We start from the raw sequence: 23189 nt of genomic DNA, 5'->3' as shown, positions 1-23189 counted from the left end.
TACCCCCCGGCCGCCGCTCTCGCGGCGCCCGACGTGGGCATGGTATTCCTTTGTAGCGGAAGTCCCGTCCGGGATGGCCGCGACGTATCGGTCCTATCGTTCAGCCATGAAGCTCAGCCAAGAAGCTCAGCCATGAAGCTTCTTGGCGGTCTCCGCGATCTGGCGGCCCTGATAGCGCGCACCCGCAAGCTCGTTGGCGCTGGGCTGACGGCTGCCGTCGCCGCCGGTGATCGTGGTCGCGCCATAGGGCGCGCCGCCGGTGACCTCGTCGAGCTTCATCTGGCCGGCGAAGCCATAGTTCAGGCCGACGATCACCATGCCGAAATGCAGGAGGTTGGTGATAACAGAGAACAGCGTCGTCTCCTGACCGCCATGCTGGGTCGCGGTGGCCGTGAAGGCGCCGCCGACCTTGCCGTGCAGCGCGCCCTTGGCCCAGAGCCCGCCGGCCTGGTCCAGGAAGTTCGCCATCTGCGAGGCCATGCGGCCGAAGCGGGTACCGGTGCCGACGATGATCGCATCGTAATTGGCGAGATCCTCGACCTTGGCGATCGGGGCGGCTTGGTCGACCTTGTAATAGGAGGCCTTGGCGACTTCGGCCGGCACCAGCTCGGGCACCCGCTTGATGTCGACGGTGGCGCCGGCCTCGCGCGCGCCCTCGGCGACGGCATTCGCCATCGCTTCGATGTGGCCATAGGCGGAATAATACAGGACGAGAACTTTGGTCATGGTGGTCTCCGTTGTGGGTAGTTGATGTTCTTTCTCTCCGTCGTTCCGGGGCGATGCGAAGCATCGAACCCGGAACCTCGAGATTCCGGGTCTGGCGCTTCGCGCCATCCCGGAATGACGGCAGAGGATGTCGCTACGCCGCGTCGACGAGCACGATCTCGCTGTCTTCGAGCGCCGTGATCTTCAGGTTCTCCTCGTTGCGGATCGCAGCGCCGTCGCGGGCATTGACGCGCACGCCGTTGATCTCGACCGCGCCGGCCGCGGGCACGAGGTAAAGATGCCGCGACTTCTGCGGCGCATACTCCGCGCTCTCGCCGGCCCTCAGCGTCGTCGCGAGCACCCGCGCATCGGCGCGGATCGGCAGCGCGTCAGCGTCGCCCGCGATACCGCTCGCGATGGTGACCAGCTTGCCGGAGCGATCCGCCCTGGGGAACGGCTTCGAGCCCCAGGTCGGCTGTCCGCCACGCGCCGTCGGCTCGATCCAGATCTGGAAGATCCGCGTCTTCGTCGGCTCGAGATTGTATTCGGAGTGACGGATGCCGCTGCCGGCGCTCATCACCTGCACGTCGCCCGCTTCAGTGCGGCCCTCGTTGCCGAGGCTGTCCTGATGGGTGATCGCGCCCTCGCGGACATAGGTGATGATCTCCATGTTGGCGTGGGGATGAGCGGGAAAGCCGGTGTTCGGCGCAATCTCGTCGTCGTTCCACACCCGCAAGGCGCCATGACCCATATTGTTGGGATCGTAATGGCTGGCGAAGGAGAAATGATGCTTGGCCTTGAGCCAGCCGTGGTCGGCGCCGCCGAGCTTGTCGAAAGGTCTGAGTTCGATCATCGCAGTGTTTCCTGATTGGAGGGGAGGGGGTTTGGCGTTACGCACCAAACCCGCCGTCGACATTGAGCACCGTGCCGGTGACGAAGGAGGCTTGCGGGCTGGCGAGGAAGACGATTCCGGCGGCGACTTCCTCGGGGCGGCCGAAGCGTTGCAGCGCGTGCTGCTTGCGCTGGGTCTCGGCAAACTCGCCGCCGTCCTTCGGGTTCATGTCGGTGTCGATCGAGCCGGGCTGCACCACGTTCACGGTGATGCCGCGCGGGCCGAGGTCGCGGGCCGCGCCCTTGGTGTAGCCTACCACTGCGGCCTTGCTGGCGACGTAGTCGGCAAGGCCGGGGAACGAGGCGCGGTCGGCCAGCATCGAGCCGACGGTGACGATGCGGCCGCCTTCACCCATCAATTGCGAGGCGGCGCGGATCGCCGCGATCACGCCATGCACGTTGATCTGATCCTGGCGCGCCAGCGCATCCGCGTCGGCATTGGCATCGTCGATCGCACCGCCATTGGCGACACCGGCATTGTTGACGAGGATGTCGAGATGGCCGAATTCCCTGGCGACGTCGTTGACGAGCTGCGTCACGTCCTTGGCCGAGGCCTGGTCCGCCCGGAAGGCGCGGGCCTTGACGCCCCTGGCCTTGAGGTCGGCGACGACAGCTTCGGCCTTTTCCGGCGAAGCGACATAGCTGATGGCGACGTCCGCGCCTTCATCGGCGAGAGCGCGGGCGCTTGCCGCGCCGATGCCGCGCGAGCCGCCGGTCACGAGGGCAACCTTGCCTGAGAGCTTCCTGGTCATTGGATTTCTCCATTGCTGAATTTCTGATGACCCTTGGATAAGCCTCCGCCTGTGGTATAGAAATAGAAACTGTTGAAACGCATTGTTTCCTGAAATTAACTCAGGCGGGATCGACCCATGGCCAAACTCCCCGATTTCGAGGCGCTCGCGATCTTCGCAAAAGTCGTGGAATTACGGTCGTTTGCGGGGGCCGCGAGCGAGCTGGCGACGTCCAAGGCGACGGTCTCCAAGGCGGTCACGCGCCTCGAGGAGCGGCTCGGCGCACGGCTGTTCAACCGCACCTCGCGCCGGCTCGCGTTGACCGATGCCGGCCACAAGCTCGCCGACCGCGCCACGCGCCTGCTCGCTGACGGCGAGGCGGCGGAGAACGAGGCGCTGGCGCAATCGGTGGCGCCGCGCGGCCTGGTGCGGCTCGCCGTGCCGATGTCGTTCGGCATCAAGGCCGTCGCGCCGCTGCTGCCGGAGTTCTTCGAAACCTACCCGGAGGTGTCGGTCGATCTGCATTTGAGCGATGCGACGGTCGACCTGATCGGCGAGGGTTTCGACATGGCCGTGCGCATCGCGCGGCTGCCGGACTCCTCGCTGATCGCGCGACGCCTGTTCACCATGCCGCGCTTCACCGTGGCCGCGCCGTCATACCTGAAGAAGCACGGTCGCCCGACGCATCCGATGCATCTCGCCGAGCACAAATGCTTCGCTTACGCCTACATGTCGACGCCGAACATCTGGCACTACACCAACTCGGCCGGCGAGCAGGCCAGCGTACGTCCGGGTGGGCCGCTTCGCGTCAACAACGGTGAAGCCGTGATGCCCTCGCTGATCGCAGGGCTCGGCATCGCCGAATTGCCCGAATTCATCGTCGGCGAGGCCATCTCCTCCGGTGCCGTCGAAGTCATCCTGAAGGACTGGAAGCAGGCCGAAGGCGCCGTGCACCTGATCACGCCGCCCGGCGGCCCGCGCCCCGCCCGCGTCGAAGCGCTCGGCGACTTCCTCGCAGCCAAGCTTCCCGGCACCTGCAAGCGGCGGCCACGCGCGAAAGCCAAGGCGTCGTAGGGAAGCGAACGGCCTCGACGCTTCCCGTCATTGCGAGCGCAGCGAAGCAATCCAGAGTGTCTCCGCGTGGAGATTCTGGATTGCTTCGTCGCAACGGCTCCTCGCAATGGCGGTGTTGAATCTACCCCACTTTCACGCCGTCGATGGCAACGATGCGCAGGGTCGGCTTCAGCGTGCCCTCCAGCCGCGTCTTCAATTCGTGAACGCGAGGGTCGTTCGAACGCTTGGCGCAAGCTGCGTATTGACGGACGGATTGCGCCAAAGCGCGCCGCGCTTCCGGTGTCCGCGTCAATTCGGGCTTCGAAAGCCGCAACACGATCGCCGCGAGATTCACCAGCATCTCGTCCAGCGCGACGTCGATGGTCGCCAGATTCCGCATCACTCGCTCTCCTCGGGAGGGCAACAGCGGGTCCCGACATGCGTTCCTGGTCGAGCCGGACATGGCTAACGCTTCGTAAACGTCTTGTTCTTGCCGCCTGGCGCGCTAGGCTGGCCGAACAAAAGAAAATCAGGGGGAGGGCACCATCATCTAGGCGCCGTCGCGTTGCGGTCATAAACTTTGCTGTCTCTATCCGCGCCGCGTTTTGTTTCCTGCTTCGTGTTTCTCAACAACCCGATCGACCGCATACATGATGCTTCGCCTTGTTTGCCTCGTCCTGTTCGCACTGTGCCTGGCCGGTCCCGCGCAGGCGCAAACCACCCAGCCGGCGACGGTTGCCAAGCCGGCAAAGAACGCGCCTTCCAAGCCGGCACCTGCTTCGCGGTCCACGCCGCAAGCTGCAGGACCGTGCGTCGGCGTGATATCGCTGCTGGGCGATCGCTTCATCGTGAAGAAGGTCGGCGTGACCGTGTTCGGCAACGAGAACAAGGAGGTTCCGGTCGACGGTTTCGGGCTCGATGACCTCGTTGTCGAGCGCGTGAGGGCCGCGGTCGGCTCCGGTTTTGTGGTCCGCAGGATCGCCGCCGATAAATCCGCATTCAGTTCCTACGATCCCGGGCTTGGCATGTTCGTTCGCGGCGACAAGGCCGGCGCCATCGTCCGACAAGTTGCCGGTCAGGCCGGATGCAAACGCTATGTCGTCGTGATCAAGGGAATACGCCAGGGTGGATTCTTCGGCATCGGTGTCATGAAGGGCAGCCCGTTGTACAACATGGCCGACATCTACGCGGTCATACGGATCTACGTTCATGACGGGCAAAGCTTCGATATTCTGAAGAGCGGCGAAGGCTCGATCAGCGGAAGCAACTTTATGACCGGGCCGCCGACGCTGCGCATCGATTGGGCGCAGTGGCCAGAACCGCCGGAAGCCGCCAACAATCCAGTGATGCGCGCGTCGACGCGGCAATTGCTCGGCAACGTCCTCGACAAGAGCCTGCCTGCCCTGTTGCAGTCGCAGTAGTTGAGGAGATCCGGCCAACCGGTCGACCCCCCTCCAGGCCCCCTCCGGGGAGGGTGCCAAGCGCGCGGCTATCGCAACACAATCCATTTCGGTTAGGCTGCCTCCCAACAACGAAAACAATCGGGGAGGTACCACCAATGAACCGCCGCGAACTCCTGAAGGCCGCTGCCGTGCTGCCGCTGGCACAGGCAGCTTGCTCTCAATCGAGCTTTGCCCAAGCTCCTTACCCCTCGCGCAACATCACCATGATCGTGCCGTTTCCGGCCGGCGGTCAGGCCGATCTCGCCGCGCGCCCCGTCGCGATGGCGCTGGAGCGCATCCTCGGCAAGCCCGTCATCGTCGACAACCGCGCCGGCGGCGGCGGTGGTTCGGTCGGCAACGCCGCGGCGGCCCGCGCCGAGCCCGACGGCTACACGTTGCTGATGACACTGTCCTCGCTCGCGGTGCTGCCGGAGGCGGACCGGCTGTTCGACCGTCCCGCTGCCTACGAGGTCTCGCAATTCATGCCGATCGCGCGCGTGCTCGCCGATCCCACGCTGCTGGCGGTGCCGGCCTCCGCGCCCTGGAAGACGGCGCAGGATTTCGTCGAGGATGCGAAAAAGCGGCCGGGCCAGATCACCTATGGCTCGTCCGGGCCCTACGGCACGCTGCATGTGGCGATGGAGATGTTCGCGAACAGTGCCGGCATCAAGCTGCTGCATGTGCCGTTCCGCGGCGCAGGTCCCGCGCTCACCGCGATCCTCAGCGGCACCGTGCAGGCAATCGCGGCGGCGCCCGGCACACTGAAGCCGCAGGTCGACGACGGCAAGCTGCGGGTGCTCGGCAATTGCGGGGCGCAGCGCATCGCAAGCTTCCCCGACGTGCCGACCTTCCAGGAGCTCGGCTACAAGGACGTCGAGATGTACATCTGGGCCGGGCTGTTCGCGCAGAGTTCGCTCCCCGCGCCGATCGCGACGCGCCTGCGCGAGGCGATGGCGCCGGTGATGGCGAGCCCCGACGTGCTCAAAGCGTTCGAAACCTCGGGCAGCCTCGTCGCTTATCAGGACGCGCCGGCCTTCGCGCAATTCGTCGCGACCGACAGCACGCGCCTGATCGCGGCGGTAAAGAAGATCGGCAAGGTGGAGTAGGTTCCAGACGCACTTTCACATTTAGTTGTTGGTCCAGAACCGGCTCCCGCCTCATTGATTGAAGAGAATCTGAGGACATCAAGGGATCAGGACCATGCGAACAGAGCGGATTGCGCTGGGTGTGGTGCTTGCGATCGGCGGCATCGCCGTGCCGGGCGCAGCATTCGCCGAAGAATATCGTGGAACCATGGAGCAGCAGATGGCCTGCACGCCGGACGTCTGGCGGCTGTGCAGCGATCAGATTCCGGATGTGAGCCGCATCACCGCCTGTCTGCAGCAGAACACGCCGCAACTCTCGAGCGGCTGCCGCGCCGTGTTCCAGTCCAACAACCAGATGCCGCCGCAACAGCAGGTCCCGCGCAATCGCGCGGCGCCGCCGCCGCGCTACAACAACGCGCCGCCGCCACCTCCGCAGGCGCAACCGCGGCCCTATGACGATAACGACGACTAGGCTTCGAGGAGAGGCTTGATCGGAAGATTGCGCGGCGGACAGCGCGCCGATGCGGCTGTGCCGCCTCGTTCAGCGATCCGTCCTGCTGTCCGATTCACGAGCAAGCACCGTTCGCAAGACCACGCCGAAGAGAATGGCTGCGACTGGCCAATGGAACCAGATCCTGTGGCTGGTGAGCAGATTGATCGCGATCAGGAAGGCCGACACCGTGAGGGCCGCTGCGATCGGGCGGGGCAGCCTTGTGAACCACTCGGAGACGATATTCATCGAAGACGCTGGCTCGCGCCTGTCGTCCATCCGTGGGGCCCGCGCACTCTCCGAGAAAGCTGCGCTTGTCTGGATCGGAACGCCCCTCGGAGCGGCGGCCTGGCCGCCCAGGGTCAGCCGATAGCTGGTGAGGGGAGCGATGTTCTTTAGCGGGCGCTGGCCGAGGCAGTCGAAGCCGACCGACAATTTGTTGTGGACCTGATCGTAGACGGAGCTCGAGATCACGACGCCGCCGGGCTCGGCGAGCTCCTGCAGGCGCGATGCGATATTGACCCCGTCGCCATAGATGTCGGTGCCGTCCACCATGACGTCGCCGAGGTTGATGCCGATGCGAAACTGCATCGGGGGCGTCTGTGACGCGTCCGACGAGATTTCATGCTGGATCTCGACCGCGCATTGCACGGCCTCGACGACGCTGGCGAACTCGGCGATCACGGCATCGCCCCAGGTATTGACGATGCGGCCGTCATGGCGCTCGACCAGGCGCGCGATGGCGGTGCGGTAGCGGCGGAGCGTCTCCAGCGTTCCGGCCTCGTCCGCCTCCATGAGGCGCGAATAGCCGTACACGTCGGCGCACAGCACGGTGGTCAGTCGTCGTTTCACCTTCTCGTCGGTCATGGTCGTTATGCTAGCCTCCCTGGCCGGCAAATGCATCAGGCATCGTATCCGGCGCCGCCTTACGGCCTGACCTCGCAGACGTCGACCCATTCGGCCGCGGTGAGCTCGGCCATCCGCTCCGGCGTGATGCGCACCGCACTGTGGGTCGAGCCCGCGGCCGGGACCACGACGTCGAACGCCTTCAGCGACACGTCGCAATAGACCGGCAGCGGCGATTTCAGCCCGAACGGGCAGACGCCGCCGACCTCGTGGCCGGTGATGTCGGCGACCTCCTCCAGCCCCAGCATCTTCGGCTTGCCGCCGAACTGCGCCTTGACCTTCTTGTTGTCCATGCGCGAGGTGCCGGCGGCGACGATCAGGATCACGCGTTCGCCGACGCGCAAGCTCAGCGTCTTGGCGATCATGCCGGGCTCGACGCCGTAGGCCTCGGCGGCCAGCGGCACGGTCGCCGAACTGATCGGAGATTCCATCACGGAGATGTCGGGGGCTTTCTCGGCGAAGAAGGCGCGAACGGATTCCAGGCTCATTCACTTCTCACGGGCGGGCGACGATCTCTAGGCAATCCCTGGGAGTTCGGACAGCGCATGGACGCGGTGGTCCGGTGCAAAGCCAAGCTCGTCCATCTGGGTGCGGATCGCCTTGAACATGGTCAGCGGTGCCACGAGTTCGTTCTCGACGCAAGCCAGCGCCATGGCCTCGGGCGTCACCCGCTCGATCCAGGCGACGTTGAGCCCGAACGCTTTCGCGCCGGCCACGTCCCACGGGTTCGACGAGACGAACAGGACCTCGTCCGGTCCGGTGCCGAGCGCCTCGCCGATCAGCTCATAGGCCTGCGGGCTCGGCTTGAAGATCTTCTTCGCATCGACGCTGATGGTCGCGTCGAGCAGGCGGTCGAAGCCGGAGTTGCGCACGAGCGCGTTCAGCATGTCCGGACTGCCATTGGACAGGATCGCGAGCTTGCGCGGCTTCAGGGCCGCAAGCGCGTCCGCCGCATCCGGATAGGGATCGAGATCCAGATATTTCGCGATCACGCGCTCGAAGGCCTCGCTCTGATAGTCGAGCCCGAGCACGCGCAGCGTATAGGCGAGTGAGTCGCGGGTCACGGCCGCAAAATCCTGGTAGCGCCGCATCAGCGAGCGCAGCCAGCTGTATTCGAGCTGCTTGATGCGCCAGACCTGCGTGATGATCTCGCCATAGCCCGGAAACGCTTCCTCGGTGATTTCAGCCACCGACTGGATGTCATAGAGCGTCCCGTAGGCGTCGAAGACGACGGCTTTGGTGGGCATCGGCTGTCCTTCCAGGCAGTTGTGGTCAGAAAAGCTCCGTTTGGGGGGAGCGCACATCGTCGTCAGCTTACCAGAGCAAAGCGGGAGTCTGCCACTGCAAGGGTGATCGGCGGCGTGTGTCCCATTGCGCACGCCGCTCGATATTCATTGGTCGCCGGCTCGCGCAATGAATGCAGCGAGCCGGACTGCGAAGCTGATGGCCACTATGGAATCCCCTGAGACGGAGATTTTCGATGCTTGTCCTTGGATACCGTTCGCTTGTGCGGCCCTCGACAAGCTTTGCTTTTCTCGCCACGATGATCGCGCAGCAGCTTGGCGGGGCTGTCATGGAGGGGGCAAAGCCACATGGAATCCTTGGAATCCGAGCTGGTTGACCGGATCTATGAGTGCAGCTTCGTGCCGGAGCTCTGGCCTGAAGTGCTGAAGAACACCTCGAAAATATCCGAGTCCGCCGGCGCCTCGCTGTTCGTCACCAATCCCAAGGTCACAGCCTGGACGGCTTCGAAAAATTCCCGCGAAATCACCGGGCGCTTCGTCGCCGACGGCTGGTATTGGCAGGGCAAGCTGATGTCGCTGGTTCACAAAAGCCGTCATGCCGGCTTTCTGCGCGACGTGGACCTGTGCTCGCAGGATGAGCTCGAGGCCGAGCCGATTTATCGCGATAACTGGCGCAAGATGGGCCTCGGTTGGGGGGCCGCGACGGCTTTCTCGTTGCCGACCGGCGAAGCGCTTTCGATCGTGCTGTCGCGCACCGTTGCTCAAGGGCCCGCCGATATCGCCGTGATCAAGAAGCTCGACATGCTGCGCCCGCATCTCGCCCGCGCCGCGGTGCTTGCGGCACGGCTGCACCTCGAACGCGCGCAGGCAGCCAGCCAGACCCTGGCGGCGCTCGGCCTGGCCGCGCTGGTGCTGGACGAGGCCGGCAGCGTGCTCACCGCCAACGCCTTGATCGAAGGCATGAGCGATCTCGTGCATTGGCGGGCAGGCGATCGCGTGGCGCTGAAGGACAGGAGCGCGGACGACATGCTGGGCGAGGCACTCGCCCGTGTGAAGCTCAGGGATCACAGTGGAGTTCAGTCTTTTCCTGTACGCAGCCCGATCGACGACACGCTGATGGTCGGCCATGTCGTGCCGATCCGCTTTTCCGCCCGCGATATCTTCGCCCGCAGCACGGCCGTCTTCATCCTGATGCCGGTCGCCGCGCCGAATTCGCCGCCGGTGGAGTTGGTGATGTCGCTGTTCGATCTGACGCCGGCCGAAGCGCGCGTCGCCCGCGGCCTTGCCGCCGGACGGACCGTGGACGATCTCGCCGGCGACAACGGCGTTTCGCCGAACACCGTTCGCGTCCAGGTCAGGGCCGTTCTCGAGAAAACCGGCTGTCAGCGCCAGACCGACGTTGTCGCCTTGCTGGGGGGCATCTCCGCGGTACGCGGCGGAGATCCGCAAGCGAGCTGAGGCGGCTCAGTCTGCTTCAAACTGTCGCATAATCAGAACTGATCATGCGTGCGCGAAAACCGCCTTGTTAACTCGCGGCGGGATGCAACGCGATTACGCGGTCATATTGCGGCTGCGCGCGCCCATTTTTTTGAGGTGTGCATTGATGTCGCCGCTTTTGCCTCGTTCTTTTTCGAACGCCGTTTTTTCTGCACTGATCTTCGCAACCGCAACACTGTCTTCCGTATCCCCGGGCGCGGCACAGGCGTTGGATTGCAGCGCCGAGGGCAGCCTGAAGTCAGCGCAGCCCGGCAGCCCCGTCGAGTTGTCGTTCCGCAACGCCTCGACCGAACGTCGTCGCATCTATTGGCTCGATCCGACCGGCGATCGCAAATTCGTCGGCCTGGTGGAGGGCGGCAATCAGTTCAAGCAACCGACGTCGAGCGGCCATTCCTGGATCGTGACCGACGACGCCGAAAAATGCCTCACTGCCGTCACGGCCACGGCCGATCCGATGACGATCGATATCGGCGGCGTCGCGACCGCGCAGTTGACGCCGCCAGTACCTGGTGCGCAGCAGCCGCTCGCCCCGGCTGCGCCCGCAGCACCGCCTCCGCCCGCCGTCGTTCAAGCGCCGCCACCAGCCGCGGTGGTTCAAGCCTCGCCGCCACCTGCTCCTGTCGCCGCAGCGCCGCCGGAGCCGGCCCCGCAAGATGCGATGGCGCAGCTGCCGCAGGTTTCGCCCGTCGAGCAATTTCAGCTCCGCGGCGCCTACCGGCTGGTCACGCGTCTCGACAATTCCAAGGCGCTCAACACGGAGGCCTCGGGGACGGTCGATGTCATCGCGGTGTCTCCTGAATGGGACAGCGGGCAATGGACGTTCGAAAGCGTGCCGAATACGCCTTTCGTGCGGATCAGGAACGCCTGGAAGAAAACCTATCTCGCCGACGTCAATGGCAAGCCGCGCGCGATCCCGGCTTCGCCCGAAGCGACCGAAGGGCACTGGTCGTTCGAGCCGGTCGACGGCACCAACTTCGTCCAGTTCCGCAATCGCGAGACCGATCGCTTCCTGCTTTCGGTCAATGGCGCGGCGGCTTTGGTCGACGATTTCCGGCAAGACCAGGACAATTACAGCCAGTGGCGCCCGGTCGCAGCCGCGCCCGGCGGACGTCCGGTGGCTGCGGCGCCTGCCGCGCCCCGCAACTCCGCTTATGACCTCGCGCTGGCCGACTGCCGCGAAATCGGGGGCTATTGGACCGGCTCCACGTGCCGGCGCCCGGCCTATTTCACCGAGCCGCTGTCGTGCCGACGCGGCTTCCGATGGTCGGAAGCGACCGGCGAATGCGAATGGATCGGCGGCGGCAACTGCCCGCCCTGGCAAATGGGACCCGGAGGCACCTGCCGCCGGGATCTGGTCTGTCGCGGCGGCGAGGTCGGGATATCCGGCAACGGCTATCAGGCCTGCTACTGCCCGCGCGGCACAGTCGTCTGGGGCGACTATCCCACGTTCTCCTGCGTCGCCTCGATTTCGCGCGTGGCGCCGTATCTGGTGCCGGCCGTCGTCGGCGGCGTGGTGCTGGGGATCATCGGCGGCGGCAAGGACCGTCCGCAGGTCGGCAACGTGTTCGGCAACAAGAAATTCTGCGGCAGCGGGCAGACCGGCACGCCGCCGAATTGTGTCGCGGCCGCGACATGTCAACCGCCGCTCGTCGGCACCCCGCCGAATTGCTATCGCCAGATGCCGCGGCCCACGCCAACGCCGGTCGCAACACCGGTTGTCGCGCCGACCACGACGCCCGTGGTGACCCCGACCACGACGCCAGTGGTTACGCCGACCACCACCCCGGGTATCATCGAGAGGCCTGCGCCTGCGCCTTCGCCCACATCGACACCGACAGGTGCGGCGCCGGTCTGCGCCAACAACGCCTTTCTCAACAGCGGCTGCAAATGTGAATTGCCGATGCGCCCAACGTCGGATGGGCGGTGCTTTGCCATGCCCAGTGCCGGGCAGGCCTGTTTGGACGGGCAGAACATGTCCGGGGGCTGCGTTTGCCTGCTTCAAAAGTTCGAGGTCGCCGGCGCAGGGTCCGTTTGTGCCACCAGCGCGCCCCGTGCTGGGACGGTTTGCCAGATCGGGCAGACCAAGGACGCCAACGGCAATTGCGTCAGCCTCAACGCGAGCATCACCTGTACTGGCGGGCGGATCGAGCAGGGCGTTTGCGGTTGCCCGGCTGGAACGACGCTTCAAGGCGGTGGCACCAATTTCCAGTGCGTTGCGGCTGGCGGCAACAACAAGATCTGCCAGATCGGCGAAACCAAGGACGCCGCCGGCAATTGCGTGAAGCTGAACGCCAGCATCACCTGTACCGGCGGGAGGATCGAGCAGGGTGTCTGCGGTTGCCCCAGCGGGACACGTCTCTCCGGCAGTGGCCAGAATTTCCAATGCGTTGCGGCCAACACCACGCCCACGCCTACGCCTGTCCCCACGCCCACGCCGGCGACCGGAGGCGGTGCCACGGGAGGTGGTCAGCCCACGCCACAAACCGGGGGAGGGCCGCCGCGTTGCACCGATGGTCAGAACACCGCCAGTGGTTGCCTCTGCGCCGCTCCGCTGACGGTCTTGCCTGGCGGCAAATGTACCCAGCCCACCGCCCGCGGTGCGGCCTGTCTCGAAGGCCAGAATATTGCCCAGACCGGTTGCAACTGCGCCGCGCCGCTGAAGCCCATCGAAAACGGAGTCTGCGGGCGGTTGCTGCTGAACGAAACCAAGCCGATTTCGAACGGCGGAATCTGCAAGCAGGGCGATGATATCGCGGCGACGGGATGCACCTGCAACATGAACACCGTCGATGCCGGCGGTGGAAAGTTCATCTGCTCGTCGGTCAATTACACGACTTGCACCGACGGCCAGCTCATGGGCGGTAGCGGCTGCAAGTGCCGCATGACGACCGTCAAAGTTGGCAACGACCTCTACTGCACGTCTTCCGGCAAGGCGCCGATCGTCGGAGGTGCGTCGTGCACCGAAGGGCAGAGCACGGCCGGCGGTTGCCGTTGCGTCCTCCCGCTGGTCGATCTGCCGGGCGGTCGTTGCGGCAAGCCGACGCGTGGCGGTGCCTGTCTCGAAGGACAGAACATCGCGCAAACCGGCTGCAGTTGCGTAGCTCCGTTGAAGCCGATCGAGAGGGGAGTTTGCGGCCGCCTGCTGAGCGACGAGTCCAGGCCAACGACCAAGGGCGGCAACTGTGCCGAAGGTCAGGATATCATCGCCACCAAATGCGCTTGCCTGATGAAGACCGTCGATCAGGGCGGCGGCAAGTTCATCTGCAGCGCCAATCCCCCTCCCTCCGGCGTCAAGACCGCGCCATCGCCACGTCCCGGCACCACCATTGCGCCGTCGCCAACTCCGAGCCCGGCACCGACGACAACTCCGCCGCCGGCACCGAAGCCGGGAGCACCGCCGTCGCCAACACCAAGCGTCGTACCAACACCGACGGTGGCGCCCAAGCCGGTGGCAACGCCCTCGCCAACTCCGACGGCTGCGCCCAAGCCGGTGGTGGCACCGTCGCCGGCACCTGCACTAAAGCCTGAGGTCGCGCCGCAGCCAAAGCCGGTGACGCCACCGCCGCCGCCGAAGCCTGTCACAACGCCGCCGCCACCGAAGCCGGTGATAGCGCCGCCGCCTCCGCCCAAGCCGGTGACGCCACCTCCGCTGCCGCCACCGAAGCCGGTGACAGCACCGCCGCCTCCACCCAAGCCGGTGGCACCACCACCGCCACCGCCGCCGAAACCGGTAACGGCGCCCCCGCCGCCGGCACCTCCGGCATGCGCGCCGCCGAAGAAGCTGAACCCGCAGGGTCAGTGTGTGTGACGACAAATCATTGGATGCCGTGGCGCGCAGTCACGCCACGGCATCGCAATCTTCGCGACGGGTCAGGGTTGATCGTCACTGCCGCCATGACGGTTTTCGCAATGCGCGGCTCCAACGCGAGTATCGCCGATGCTAAAGACGCTTGCCGCCGTTTTGGTCCTGATGTTTTCCGGCAGCTTTGCCAGCGCGCAAACCCGCACCTATTCCTGCGCCAAGGGCAACGCCATCACGCTCACGGTGATCGCTCCGAATGCGATCAAGGCCGGTCCGATCGAGGGCGGCACGATGCGGCTGAAGCAGGAAGCGGGGAATCCCTTGCGCTTCTCCGACGGTGATTACGCCGTCCAGATCTCCCCGGACCAGAGCCGCATCACCGTCGAAATTCCAGATTGGGGATCCGCCAAATGCAGCTTCAGGCCGGAGGTCGTCGCGCAGGATGGCCGGTCCGGGCTCGGCAATGCAGGCCCCTGCGGGCCCGGCTTCCATCAGGCGCCGCAGACCGACCGATGCGTTCCCAACGATGCGCATCCCGGCCGGCGTCCCATCGCCAACCAGCCGGCGCTGCCGATGGCAGGCATGTCGCTCGGCGGTATCATGCGGACCGAACCGTCAATGTCGGCGCCGAAACTTGCTAGCCTGACCGAGAAAAGCGGCATCACGCTGCTGGAGCGCGCCGGCAGCATGGACGGTTACGACTGGTTCAAGATCGAATTCCACGGCCGCATTGGTTATCAATGGGGCGGCATCATGTGCTCGGCCGAAGCGATTTCCGGAATTTACCAGAGATGCGAGTAAGCCCGGCGACACCCCGGATCATGATGCGATGACGGGATTGGCCTCGGTGATCCCGTCAGGACATCAGACTAGACAGCCGGCTCACGTCCTCGCCGCGTCCAGGTCGCCCTTTCGGCGAACACCTGGCTGACCTCCGCCATATGCTCCGTGCCCCAGGTGCAGAGCGGCACGAGCGCCTGGGCGAGGCTGTGGCCCAACGGGGTGAGGCTATAGTCCACCCGCGGCGGCACTTCCTTGTAGTCGGTGCGCTTCACGAGCCCATCGGCCTCGAGCTCCTTCAACTGCTGGATCAGAACCTTGTCGCTGACATCGCGGATGGCGCGCCGGAGTTCGCCATAGCGGGTCGGGCCGTCCTGGGCGACGAAGTACAGGATCAGCGGCTTCCACTTGCCGGCGACGACCCGCAAGGTTGCGTCGAGCCCGCAGGTGAAGCCGGGCAAAGTCGGCGTGCAGGTCTGGACGGATATTGGAGCCGGCGCAGGCGGAGAAATCGTGTCTGACATTATTTGGGCACTTACCAAAAGGTGCATACTTGTCGATAGGTGGGTACGCCGCCAGCTCAGTGCAACCTCAATGAAGGAGCACATCATGAGCAGACTACAAGGCAAGACGGCGGTGGTGACCGGCGGCGGAACCGGCATCGGATTTGGCGCGGCGAAACGGTTCATCGACGAAGGCGCGTTCGTGTACATTTTCGGACGGCGGCAGGAGCAGCTCGACGCCGCCGTGGCGAAGCTCGGATCCCAGGCGCGTGCAATCAAAGGTTCGGTGACGGATCTGGCCGACCTCGACCGGCTCTACGAGACGGTCAGGACGGAGCGAGGCACGCTCGACATCCTGTTCGCAAACGCCGGGACCGGGTTGTTCGCGCCGCTCGGCGAGATCACGCCCGAACATTACGATCACATCTTCGACGTCAATGTGAAAGGGCTGGTGTTCACCGTGCAGAAGGCGCTGCCGCTGATGAAGCAGGGCGCGTCGATCATCCTGACCGGCTCGAGCACGGGCGTGATGGGCACGCCGCAGTTCAGCATCTACAGCGCGACGAAAGCCGCGGTCCGGAATCTGGCGCGGAGCTGGGCGCAGGACCTTCGCGGCACCGGCATCCGCGTCAACGTATTGTCACCGGGGCCGACCAAGACCGAGCTGGCGCTGGAGATCGTCGGCGAGGAAGCGTTCGATGCGCTCGGAAGCACGACGCCGCTCGGCCGCGTGGCAGCGCCGTCGGAGACGGGCGCAGTCGCCGCGTTCCTGGCGTCGTCGGACAGCAGCTTCATGACCGGCAGCGAGGTTTTCGTCGACGGGGGTCTTGCTCAGATCTGAGGCTCCGAGCACTGATCGTGAGGGCTTCGATTAGCGGGATCGAAGCCCTCAACGTTGAGGTCGATGCCGCTAGATCCCCAAAATCTTGCGCGCGTTGGCCTTCAGCACCTTCGGGCGGATCTCGTCGCGGATATCGATCTTGGCGAAGTCCGACAGCCAGCGGTCCGGCGTGATGACAGGCCAGTCCGAGCCGAACAGCATCTTGTCCTGCAGGATCGAGTTGATGTAGCGCACCAGGATCGGCGGGAAATATTTCGGCGACCAGCCGGAGAGGTCGATATAGACGTTCGGCTTGTGGGTCGCGACCGACAGCGCCTCTTCCTGCCAGGGGAAGGAGGGATGGGCGAGGATGATCTTGAGGTCGGGGAAATCGGCCGCGACGTCGTCCATGTACATCGGGTTGGAATATTTCAGCCGCATCCCCATGCCGCCGGGCATGCCCGAGCCGACGCCGGTCTGGCCGGTGTGGAACAGCGCGATCGCGCCGCCATTGTTGATCTCTTCGTAGAGCGGGTACGCCATGCGGTCGTTGGCGTAGAAGCCCTGCATGGTCGGGTGGAATTTGAAGCCGCGCACGCCGTATTCCTCGATCAGCTTGCGCGCCTCGCGCGCGCCGAGCTTGCCCTTGTGCGGGTCGATCGAGACGAAGGGGATGAGGACGTCGAGATGGTCGGAGGCGGCCTCGATCATTTCGTAATTGTTGTAGCGGCGGAAGCCGGTCTCGCGCTCGGCATCGACCGGGAAGATCACCGCGGCGATGTTCTTGGAGCGGTAATAGGCCGCGGTCTCCGGCACGGTCGGCGGATGCTTGTTCGGCGACTTGAAGTATTCGGCCATCTGGGCCTGGAAGTCGTCATAGCCGTCGTCGGGATGGCAGCCGCAGGGCTCCTCGGCATGGGTGTGGATGTCGATGGCGACGACCTTGTCGATATCAGGCAGCTTCAGCTTCGGCATTGGTTTCCTCCCGACGGGTTGCCAAATTGATTATATGATATAACGAATTTGGCAAGGCGTTGGTGGTGGCGAAATCACTGTCCGCAAAAGTCCTCGGCTCGGGCGACCACGGACGGGCAGATCGGGCCGATCCGGCCCGGTTTGACTGTGCATGGGGTTGTTTTCCAGAATTTGCCGGCCCGGAAGGCGGCAGTTAACATTGACAGCCCCGCCCGCCATGCCTTAAGAACCGCCCCGTCCCGGGCGGTCGTCCGCCAGCGGGAAAAATCTCATTTTGCCACATTCGCGCGTGCCGAAACGGTAGTGCCGAACACGGCCTTTCGAACGTTCAGGATTCTGCCATGAAGGTCCGTAACTCGCTGAAATCGCTGCGCGGTCGCCATCGCGCCAACCGCCTGGTCCGCCGCAAGGGCCGGGTCTATGTGATCAACAAGGTGCAGCGCCGCTTCAAGGCTCGCCAGGGCTAAATCAGCCCTCGCGGTCGCCTCGCGCGCGCCCCGCAAGACCACTGCTCACACGAGTTTGACGCCGCCTTTGCTTTGCAAGGGCGGCTTTGCGCGTTTAGACTTTCACCATGGCAGTGAGATTCTCGTTTGCGCGCACCCTGTGTCTGGCCCTCGTGCTGGGAACGGCCGGCCTCGCGCCGGCGCTGGCGCAGCAGGCTGAGCCGCCCGGCAAGCAGAAGAAGCTGCCGGAGGCGCCGGCCAAGCTGCCGAAGGTCGATCGCTCCAAGAACCTCGATTTCCTGTTCGGCGCGCTGAAGGCGGCGCCGGACGAGGTCAGCGCCAAGCATGTCGAGGCGCGGATCTGGGCGATCTGGCTGCAGACCCCCAGCGACACCGCGTCCTTGCTGATGTCGCGGGCAAAGACCGCGGTCGATGCGAAGAAGATCGATGTCGCGATCAAGCTCCTGGATTCGGTCATCAAGCTCAGGCCTGACTACATCGAGGCCTGGAACCGGCGCGCCACGCTCTACTACATGCAGAACGACTATGGCCGTTCGCTCGCAGACATCCAGCAGGTGCTGATCCGGGAGCCCCGCCATTTCGGCGCGCTCGCGGGTCTCGGCATGATCATGCAGGAGGTCGGCGACGAGAAGCGCGCGCTCGAGGCTTATCGCAAGGCGCTCGCCGTCAATCCGCACCTCGAAAAGATCCCCGATCAGGTCAAGGCGCTGACCGAGAAGGTCGAGGGACGGGATATTTAGCTTCAAGCTCGATCATGTCTTGAGTGAATGCGGCGGCTTCGGATTAACCACGATCGGAGGCGCGGCATCGTGAGGACTATTGCCAGGCCCGCCGCAGACCTACCTGCATGGCAGGAGCGAAAGCCATGAAGCGTTTGATCTTTGCAGGGTGCTTGCTGCTCGCCTCGGGGACGGTCAGCCTCGCCGACGGCCTGTTCTGGGTGGTCGGCAACCGCGCCACCGGAAAATGCAACATCGTGACCAGCAATCCGGTCATCATCGGCGATATCTGGTTCGGCGACGGTCCCTACAAGTCGCGGGCCGATGCCAAGATTGCCCGTTCGACGATCCGCGTCTGTCCCGCGCTCACGCCGGACGAGGAAAAGGACGAGGACGGCACGAACTAGCCTGCGTTCAGTGCAGGACGACTCAATGCAAGGCGCTGCCACCGCGCTCGACCAGGCCTTGGTCGGCGGCTGCGGCATAGGCCTTCGCCAGCTCCGCCTCGAGATGCTCGTTGATCAGCAGCAGCGCTCGCACGGCACCGCGCAGGTCGCCGTTGCAGCTCGCCACGATCTCGTCGATCGCATTGTCGTTCGATCTGAAGCTCATCGAAAATCCTCCGGTTCAAACCAGGACAAGTTCTGCCGGTCTTTCCCCCGTTTTCTGAGGTCGTGAGGAGGATCGGCGCCCACCCGCGCCTAAATGGCGGAACCGACCGTGGCGATTATAAGGAGACCGTGATGACGGCCGCATGAAGCTGTTCCGGGGCTTGCGCGACCGTGCGGAGTGTTGTTGATTCCATTGAGTTTTTAAGTTCCGCAATTATGCACATATCCACAGCCCCGGCGTTTTCGGTGAAAGACGCGGGGAGTTCGTGGAACGAAACTGCCGCCCCCTAAAGCTCGTAACTGCCCTGTGCCCAGGATCTCCCGGATTCTCTTGATGATCGTAATGTCAGTCGTGACGGCGCTGGTTCTGCTGGCGCTGGTCACGCAGGCCGGTGTCGTCGCCGTGCAGCGGGCCTTTCCGCCGCAAGGCGAGATGGTCGAAGTCGACGGCGCGAGGCTGCACATCGTCGATCTCGGCCCGCCCGCGGCCGAACCCGGTCCGCGCAATGCGGGCCTGCCGATCGTGATGCTGCACGGCGCGAGCTCCAACCTCGAAGCGATGCGGCATCCGCTCGGCGATCTCGTCGCCCGGGACCACCGCGTCATCCTGGTCGATCGTCCCGGCCATGGCTGGAGCACGCGGGCGCGGCTTGAGGATTCCACGCCGCAGGTCCAGGCGCGGATGATCGACGCGGCGCTCGGCAAGCTCGGCATCGATCGCGCGATCTTCGTCGTGCATTCCTGGAGCGGCGCGCTCGGCGCGCGGCTGGCGCTCGATCATCCCGGCCGCGTCGCTGGCCTCGTCATGCTCGCGCCCGTTACCCATCCCTGGCGCGGCGGCGTCGGCCGCTACAACGAGATCATCGCAATGCCGTTGATCGGGCCGCTGCTCGCCTACACCATCACCCTGCCGCTCGGCTATTTTCTCGTCGAACCCGGCGCGCGCAGCGTCTTCCTGCCGCAAACCATGCCGGATGGTTTCGTGCAGGATTCCGCGACCCCGCTGCTGCTGCGCCCGCGCGAGTTCATCGCCAATGCCCATGATCTGGTGACGCTGAAGGAAGCTGTTGCCGCGCAGGCGCCGCGCTATGGCGAGATCAAAGCCCCGGTCACGATCATCGCCGGCGAGCCCGACAAGACGGTGAGGACCAACATCCACGCCCGTCCGTTCGCTGCCACGGTGCCAAATGCGAAGCTGATCGTGCTGCCCGATCTCGGCCACATGGTGCAGACCGCCGTGCCGGACCTGGTGAAGACGGAGATCGAGACAATGATCGGGACGATCGTCCCGGCGCAGGCGGCCGCCGATTAGCGTTCTTGGGTGGATGCTCCCGTAGCCCGGATGAGCGCAGCGACATCCGGGGGGCGCTCGCCCGGCATCTTCAACTGTCCCGGATTACGCTGGCGCTCCATCCGGGCTACGCAGCCGTGCCTATGGTCGCGCTCTGTCAACCCGCCGTCGCGGAAATATTCCACTTTACCGAAATTCGGTTTTGACGTATGTGTCGTCCATCCCGGCTCATTCAGGAGGGGCGATCTCGAGGTCGTCTTGATCGCGAGCCGGGCTTGCGGTGGACGCGGCAGCGTCGGCACGAGACGGGGCGGGCAGGGCGGGTAGTCCCTGTGAGCCCGCACCCCGCGTGCAGACGAGCGGCGCTGTTTGCGTACGGCAAAACCGTGTGGTCCTGGCCGTCGTTGCTACGGTCAAGTCGTTCGAAGATGTGCGCGAGCCCAACCGGGCGGACGGCATCGTCAATTCGAACGGTGAGGGAGGCCAAAGGAAAGTTCGGCTCCCGGGAGAGCACGGCATAAGCTGTCCGGCCATCGCGCAGGGAAGGCCGAGTGATCGGCACCACCTGTATGCTGCTGTGCGGTTCTTCCTGCGTGTGCATTTCGCGCAGCGGACCGCGGGTGCGAGGTCGGCACCCGGTCTTCCCTGCGCCCTCTTGGATTTCAGAGGGACGAAAGATGAAGCAAAGCTCGGGTGATTTCAGCCGCGAGAACGAGAAGGCGTGCCTGCAAGGGAGATGCTAGCTGGGAGAGCGATGCCCTCGCGTCATACTCCGTCATTGCGAGCGAAGCGAAGCAATCCAGAAATCCATCCGCGGAGGGACTCTGGATTGCTTCGTCGCAAGGGCTCCTCGCAATGACGTTGAGAGAGCGTGCGCCACATTCGCCGCAATGACGCGTCGACAGCTGCCCCAAAACAAAAAGCTGCAGCCTCGGTCCCGATTCGATCGGAACCGAAGCTGCAGCGGCTGCCTTGTGCAGGCTTACTGCTTGATCTTCCCGTCCTTGTCGAACTGCGAGACGTAGGTCCAGAGATTGTTGATCTCCGTCTCGTTCTTGATGCCTGCGAAGGCCATCTTGGTGCCGGGGATCTTGGCCTTGGGATCCTTGATGTACTCCTTGAACACGGCCTCGTTCCAGGTGATGCCGGAATTCTTGTTCGCGTCGGAGTAGCTGTAGCCTTCAACCGTGCCCGACTTGCGGCCGTTGAGGCCGTTGAGCTCGGGGCCAACCTTGTTCTTGGCGCCTTCGCCGATCGCGTGGCAGGCCAGGCATTTGTTGAACGATGTCTTGCCGGCTGCGGCATCCTGCGCCATGGCGGCGGGTGCGGTGGCAATCACGGTGAGGATCGTCAGTGCGCCAAAAGTCAGTTTTGTCATCGGATGCTCTTCGTCTCTTCCCTGGAGGGTCTGGCCTGGTCAGTCTCTTGCCTGATCGGCAATCGCCCGACCTGCCGGTTTTGGCAGGCCTGCTCGGCTTGGACAAGCCACCAAACCATGACAGGTTTCATGATTTCCGACTTGTCCCAGAGCGAACTGGCTCGAGATGGTCGCTCCGACTTTCGGATGGCCTACCCAAACGGGCACGGACGTGATTGATTTGCCGAGACAAATTTGATCGTGCGGCGTCAGCCGGAAGGATAAATCATGGCCATTATGATGCCTGCGAGCGACCAGGCCGTGCTGGCGCGGCGCGCCGAAATTGTTGCTGCGCTGCGTGCAATCGTGCCCGGGGAGGGGGTGATCGATACGCCGGCGGAAATGCGGGCCTACGAGTCGGACGGGCTGACGGCCTATCGGCAGCCGCCGATGGTCGTGGTGCTGCCCGACACGACCGAGCAGGTCTCGCTCGTCCTGAAATATTGTGCAGGGCAGAACATCAAGGTGGTGCCGCGCGGCTCCGGCACCTCGCTGTCGGGCGGGGCGCTGCCGCTGGAAGACGGCGTGCTGCTCGGCCTCGGCAAGTTCAAGCGCATCCGCGAGATCGATTTCGACAACCGCGTCGTCGTCACCGAGCCCGGCGTCACCAACCTCGCCATCAGCCAGGCGGTGGCTCATGCCGGCTTCTACTACGCGCCCGATCCGTCCTCGCAGATCGCCTGCTCGATCGGCGGCAATGTCGCGGAGAATTCCGGCGGCGTGCACTGCCTCAAATACGGCATGACCACCAACAACGTGCTCGGTTGCGAGATCGTCCTGATGAGCGGAGAGATCCTGCGCATCGGCGGCAAGGGGTGCGAGAATCCCGGCTACGATTTGATGGGCGTCATCACAGGCTCCGAAGGCCTGCTCGGCGTCATCACCGAGGTCACGGTGCGCATCCTGCAGAAGCCGGAGACGGCGCGCGCGCTGATGGTCGGATTCGCAGAAGTCGAGGCCGCCGGCGAATGCGTCGCGCGCATCATCGGCGCCGGCATCATTCCCGGCGGCATGGAGATGATGGACAAGCCGGCGATCCACGCCGCCGAAGCCTTCGTCCACGCCGGCTATCCGCTCGACGTCGAGGCGCTGCTCATCATCGAACTCGACGGGCCCAAGATCGAGGTCGACGAGCTGATCACGCGGGTCGAGACCATCGCGAGAGGCTGCGGCTCGGTGACGCTGCAAATCTCCAACTCGGAAGCCGAGCGAAACCTGTTCTGGGCCGGGCGCAAGGCCGCGTTCCCGGCGGTGGGGCGCATCTCGCCCGACTATCTCTGCATGGACGGCACCATCCCGCGCGGCGCGCTGCCGAAGGCGCTGGCGCGCATCCGCGAGCTCGGGGAAAAATACCAGCTCGGCTGCGCCAACGTGTTCCACGCCGGCGACGGCAATCTGCATCCGCTGATCCTCTACGATGCCAACAAGCCCGGCGAGATAGAGCGCGCCGAAGCCTTCGGCGCCGACATTCTGCGCGCCTGCGTCGAGTTCGGCGGCGTGCTCACCGGCGAGCACGGCGTCGGCATCGAGAAGCGCGACCTGATGCCGGACATGTTCAGCGAGATCGACCTTAACCAGCAGCAGCGGTTGAAATGCGCCTTCGATTCGCAGGGCCTGCTCAATCCCGGAAAGGTATTTCCGACCCTGCACCGCTGCGCCGAGCTCGGCCGCATGCATGTCCATGCCGGTAAGCTGGCCTTCCCGGACCTGCCGCGGTTCTAGCGCGATCGCGGCAAGCGTCGAATTGCTTTTCGTTCTAA

At 64.7% G+C, this 23189-nt stretch carries 24 protein-coding genes; 13 read left to right on the top strand and 11 right to left on the bottom strand.

Annotation, left to right across the window (positions count from 1 at the left end; genetic code table 11):
* Positions 1–126: 126 nt before the first annotated feature.
* From wrbA to QRQ56_RS36525, 3 genes are all read right to left on the bottom strand, one after another.
* On the bottom strand, positions 127–726 hold the full coding sequence (wrbA, locus tag QRQ56_RS36535; RefSeq protein WP_438746485.1) for an NAD(P)H:quinone oxidoreductase: 600 nt from the start codon (positions 724–726) through the stop codon (positions 127–129).
* 133 nt (positions 727–859) lie between these two features.
* Positions 860–1558: a pirin family protein gene (locus QRQ56_RS36530; RefSeq protein WP_438746484.1), complete on the bottom strand. Its 699-nt coding sequence runs from the start codon at positions 1556–1558 to the stop codon at positions 860–862.
* A 37-nt stretch (positions 1559–1595) separates the two neighbouring features.
* A complete protein-coding gene (locus tag QRQ56_RS36525) occupies positions 1596–2348 on the bottom strand; it encodes an SDR family NAD(P)-dependent oxidoreductase (RefSeq protein WP_438746483.1) in 753 nt (250 codons plus the stop codon).
* 117 nt (positions 2349–2465) lie between these two features.
* Between QRQ56_RS36525 and QRQ56_RS36520 the strand changes: the two genes are divergently transcribed.
* Entirely contained in the window at positions 2466–3401 is a 936-nt protein-coding gene (locus QRQ56_RS36520) for a LysR family transcriptional regulator (protein WP_438746481.1), read from the top strand.
* A gap of 121 nt (positions 3402–3522) precedes the next feature.
* Here QRQ56_RS36520 and QRQ56_RS36515 read toward each other — a convergent pair whose 3' ends face one another.
* Positions 3523–3780, bottom strand: coding sequence for a hypothetical protein (locus tag QRQ56_RS36515; RefSeq protein ID WP_438746480.1), 258 nt, complete (start codon positions 3778–3780; stop codon positions 3523–3525).
* 205 nt (positions 3781–3985) lie between these two features.
* On the opposite strand from QRQ56_RS36515, the gene QRQ56_RS36510 reads away from it, so the two are divergent.
* The 3 genes from QRQ56_RS36510 to QRQ56_RS36500 all read left to right on the top strand — a co-directional run bounded on the left by QRQ56_RS36510 (position 3986) and on the right by QRQ56_RS36500 (position 6379).
* Complete coding sequence (locus QRQ56_RS36510) at positions 3986–4801, top strand: hypothetical protein (protein ID WP_438746478.1); 816 nt, start codon at positions 3986–3988, stop codon at positions 4799–4801.
* Positions 4802–4938: 137 nt separating this feature from the next.
* On the top strand, positions 4939–5928 hold the full coding sequence (locus tag QRQ56_RS36505) for a Bug family tripartite tricarboxylate transporter substrate binding protein (protein WP_438746476.1): 990 nt from the start codon (positions 4939–4941) through the stop codon (positions 5926–5928).
* 94 nt (positions 5929–6022) lie between these two features.
* Positions 6023–6379, top strand: a complete 357-nt coding sequence (locus QRQ56_RS36500) for a hypothetical protein (RefSeq protein WP_438746474.1) — start codon at positions 6023–6025, stop codon at positions 6377–6379.
* Positions 6380–6448: 69 nt separating this feature from the next.
* Here QRQ56_RS36500 and QRQ56_RS36495 read toward each other — a convergent pair whose 3' ends face one another.
* Genes QRQ56_RS36495 through QRQ56_RS36485 form a run of 3 tightly spaced genes read right to left on the bottom strand, consistent with a single transcriptional unit; the run spans position 6449 to position 8550 of the window.
* Positions 6449–7264, bottom strand: a complete 816-nt coding sequence (locus QRQ56_RS36495; protein ID WP_438746472.1) for an adenylate/guanylate cyclase domain-containing protein — start codon at positions 7262–7264, stop codon at positions 6449–6451.
* Between the two features lie 59 nt (positions 7265–7323).
* Positions 7324–7791 carry a YbaK/EbsC family protein gene (locus QRQ56_RS36490; protein WP_438746471.1) on the bottom strand — a complete coding sequence of 156 codons (468 nt, stop codon included), beginning with the start codon at positions 7789–7791 and terminating at the stop codon, positions 7324–7326.
* Between the two features lie 27 nt (positions 7792–7818).
* Entirely contained in the window at positions 7819–8550 is a 732-nt protein-coding gene (locus tag QRQ56_RS36485; RefSeq protein ID WP_438746470.1) for a haloacid dehalogenase type II, read from the bottom strand.
* 345 nt (positions 8551–8895) lie between these two features.
* Here QRQ56_RS36485 and QRQ56_RS36480 point away from each other — a divergent pair, with 345 nt between their 5' ends.
* From QRQ56_RS36480 to QRQ56_RS36470, 3 genes are all read left to right on the top strand, one after another.
* Entirely contained in the window at positions 8896–10005 is a 1110-nt protein-coding gene (locus tag QRQ56_RS36480) for a helix-turn-helix transcriptional regulator (RefSeq protein ID WP_438746468.1), read from the top strand.
* Complete coding sequence (locus QRQ56_RS36475) at positions 9947–13852, top strand: hypothetical protein (RefSeq protein ID WP_438746466.1); 3906 nt, start codon at positions 9947–9949, stop codon at positions 13850–13852. Before QRQ56_RS36480 ends, QRQ56_RS36475 begins: the two co-directional genes overlap by 59 nt.
* Positions 13853–13981: 129 nt before the next feature.
* Positions 13982–14647: a hypothetical protein gene (locus QRQ56_RS36470; RefSeq protein WP_438746465.1), complete on the top strand. Its 666-nt coding sequence runs from the start codon at positions 13982–13984 to the stop codon at positions 14645–14647.
* Between the two features lie 68 nt (positions 14648–14715).
* Here the strand turns inward: QRQ56_RS36470 and QRQ56_RS36465 are convergent, their stop codons facing one another.
* The gene (locus tag QRQ56_RS36465; protein WP_438746463.1) at positions 14716–15150 is read right to left on the bottom strand and encodes a winged helix-turn-helix transcriptional regulator; all 435 of its coding nucleotides are present in this window, start codon (positions 15148–15150) and stop codon (positions 14716–14718) included.
* 85 nt (positions 15151–15235) lie between these two features.
* On the opposite strand from QRQ56_RS36465, the gene QRQ56_RS36460 reads away from it, so the two are divergent.
* Positions 15236–15970, top strand: coding sequence for an SDR family NAD(P)-dependent oxidoreductase (locus QRQ56_RS36460; protein ID WP_438746462.1), 735 nt, complete (start codon positions 15236–15238; stop codon positions 15968–15970).
* A 69-nt stretch (positions 15971–16039) separates the two neighbouring features.
* Here the strand turns inward: QRQ56_RS36460 and QRQ56_RS36455 are convergent, their stop codons facing one another.
* Entirely contained in the window at positions 16040–16924 is an 885-nt protein-coding gene (locus QRQ56_RS36455) for an amidohydrolase family protein (protein ID WP_194477893.1), read from the bottom strand.
* Between the two features lie 341 nt (positions 16925–17265).
* Between QRQ56_RS36455 and ykgO the strand changes: the two genes are divergently transcribed.
* From ykgO to QRQ56_RS36440, 3 genes are all read left to right on the top strand, one after another.
* Positions 17266–17391, top strand: coding sequence for a type B 50S ribosomal protein L36 (gene ykgO / locus QRQ56_RS36450; protein ID WP_006611362.1), 126 nt, complete (start codon positions 17266–17268; stop codon positions 17389–17391).
* Between the two features lie 107 nt (positions 17392–17498).
* Entirely contained in the window at positions 17499–18131 is a 633-nt protein-coding gene (locus tag QRQ56_RS36445; RefSeq protein WP_438746459.1) for a tetratricopeptide repeat protein, read from the top strand.
* Between the two features lie 125 nt (positions 18132–18256).
* Positions 18257–18517 carry a hypothetical protein gene (locus QRQ56_RS36440; RefSeq protein ID WP_438746457.1) on the top strand — a complete coding sequence of 87 codons (261 nt, stop codon included), beginning with the start codon at positions 18257–18259 and terminating at the stop codon, positions 18515–18517.
* A gap of 22 nt (positions 18518–18539) precedes the next feature.
* On the opposite strand, the gene QRQ56_RS36435 is transcribed toward QRQ56_RS36440, so the two are convergent.
* The gene (locus QRQ56_RS36435) at positions 18540–18722 is read right to left on the bottom strand and encodes a hypothetical protein (protein WP_438746455.1); all 183 of its coding nucleotides are present in this window, start codon (positions 18720–18722) and stop codon (positions 18540–18542) included.
* 333 nt (positions 18723–19055) lie between these two features.
* On the opposite strand from QRQ56_RS36435, the gene QRQ56_RS36430 reads away from it, so the two are divergent.
* Entirely contained in the window at positions 19056–20033 is a 978-nt protein-coding gene (locus QRQ56_RS36430; protein ID WP_438746454.1) for an alpha/beta fold hydrolase, read from the top strand.
* 961 nt (positions 20034–20994) lie between these two features.
* Here QRQ56_RS36430 and cycA read toward each other — a convergent pair.
* Positions 20995–21390, bottom strand: a complete 396-nt coding sequence (cycA, locus tag QRQ56_RS36425) for a cytochrome c-550 CycA (protein ID WP_438746453.1) — start codon at positions 21388–21390, stop codon at positions 20995–20997.
* Positions 21391–21657: 267 nt separating this feature from the next.
* Here cycA and QRQ56_RS36420 point away from each other — a divergent pair, with 267 nt between their 5' ends.
* Positions 21658–23151 (top strand): FAD-linked oxidase C-terminal domain-containing protein, encoded by a 1494-nt coding sequence (locus tag QRQ56_RS36420; protein WP_438746451.1) that lies wholly within the window; start codon positions 21658–21660, stop codon positions 23149–23151.
* The last annotated feature ends 38 nt before the right edge of the window (positions 23152–23189 follow it).

The sequence above is a fragment of the Bradyrhizobium sp. U531 genome (genome assembly GCF_051710265.1).
GTDB lineage: Bacteria > Pseudomonadota > Alphaproteobacteria > Rhizobiales > Xanthobacteraceae > Bradyrhizobium.
This window is presented reverse-complemented; position numbering and strand designations above follow the sequence as displayed.

What these genes read in the sequence shown, in the direction of transcription:
- wrbA (WP_438746485.1), bottom strand. Translation starts at nt 726, where the DNA reads ATGACCAAAGTTCTCGTCCTGTATTATTCCGCCTATGGCCACATCGAA.
- QRQ56_RS36530 (WP_438746484.1), bottom strand. Translation starts at nt 1,558, where the DNA reads ATGATCGAACTCAGACCTTTCGACAAGCTCGGCGGCGCCGACCACGGC.
- QRQ56_RS36525 (WP_438746483.1), bottom strand. Translation starts at nt 2,348, where the DNA reads ATGACCAGGAAGCTCTCAGGCAAGGTTGCCCTCGTGACCGGCGGCTCG.
- QRQ56_RS36520 (WP_438746481.1), top strand. Translation starts at nt 2,466, where the DNA reads ATGGCCAAACTCCCCGATTTCGAGGCGCTCGCGATCTTCGCAAAAGTC.
- QRQ56_RS36515 (WP_438746480.1), bottom strand. Translation starts at nt 3,780, where the DNA reads ATGCGGAATCTGGCGACCATCGACGTCGCGCTGGACGAGATGCTGGTG.
- QRQ56_RS36505 (WP_438746476.1), top strand. Translation starts at nt 4,939, where the DNA reads ATGAACCGCCGCGAACTCCTGAAGGCCGCTGCCGTGCTGCCGCTGGCA.
- QRQ56_RS36500 (WP_438746474.1), top strand. Translation starts at nt 6,023, where the DNA reads ATGCGAACAGAGCGGATTGCGCTGGGTGTGGTGCTTGCGATCGGCGGC.
- QRQ56_RS36495 (WP_438746472.1), bottom strand. Translation starts at nt 7,264, where the DNA reads ATGACCGACGAGAAGGTGAAACGACGACTGACCACCGTGCTGTGCGCC.
- QRQ56_RS36490 (WP_438746471.1), bottom strand. Translation starts at nt 7,791, where the DNA reads ATGAGCCTGGAATCCGTTCGCGCCTTCTTCGCCGAGAAAGCCCCCGAC.
- QRQ56_RS36485 (WP_438746470.1), bottom strand. Translation starts at nt 8,550, where the DNA reads ATGCCCACCAAAGCCGTCGTCTTCGACGCCTACGGGACGCTCTATGAC.
- QRQ56_RS36480 (WP_438746468.1), top strand. Translation starts at nt 8,896, where the DNA reads ATGGAATCCTTGGAATCCGAGCTGGTTGACCGGATCTATGAGTGCAGC.
- QRQ56_RS36470 (WP_438746465.1), top strand. Translation starts at nt 13,982, where the DNA reads ATGCTAAAGACGCTTGCCGCCGTTTTGGTCCTGATGTTTTCCGGCAGC.
- QRQ56_RS36465 (WP_438746463.1), bottom strand. Translation starts at nt 15,150, where the DNA reads ATGTCAGACACGATTTCTCCGCCTGCGCCGGCTCCAATATCCGTCCAG.
- QRQ56_RS36460 (WP_438746462.1), top strand. Translation starts at nt 15,236, where the DNA reads ATGAGCAGACTACAAGGCAAGACGGCGGTGGTGACCGGCGGCGGAACC.
- QRQ56_RS36455 (WP_194477893.1), bottom strand. Translation starts at nt 16,924, where the DNA reads ATGCCGAAGCTGAAGCTGCCTGATATCGACAAGGTCGTCGCCATCGAC.
- ykgO (WP_006611362.1), top strand. Translation starts at nt 17,266, where the DNA reads ATGAAGGTCCGTAACTCGCTGAAATCGCTGCGCGGTCGCCATCGCGCC.
- QRQ56_RS36445 (WP_438746459.1), top strand. Translation starts at nt 17,499, where the DNA reads ATGGCAGTGAGATTCTCGTTTGCGCGCACCCTGTGTCTGGCCCTCGTG.
- QRQ56_RS36440 (WP_438746457.1), top strand. Translation starts at nt 18,257, where the DNA reads ATGAAGCGTTTGATCTTTGCAGGGTGCTTGCTGCTCGCCTCGGGGACG.
- QRQ56_RS36435 (WP_438746455.1), bottom strand. Translation starts at nt 18,722, where the DNA reads ATGAGCTTCAGATCGAACGACAATGCGATCGACGAGATCGTGGCGAGC.
- QRQ56_RS36430 (WP_438746454.1), top strand. Translation starts at nt 19,056, where the DNA reads ATGATCGTAATGTCAGTCGTGACGGCGCTGGTTCTGCTGGCGCTGGTC.
- cycA (WP_438746453.1), bottom strand. Translation starts at nt 21,390, where the DNA reads ATGACAAAACTGACTTTTGGCGCACTGACGATCCTCACCGTGATTGCC.
- QRQ56_RS36420 (WP_438746451.1), top strand. Translation starts at nt 21,658, where the DNA reads ATGGCCATTATGATGCCTGCGAGCGACCAGGCCGTGCTGGCGCGGCGC.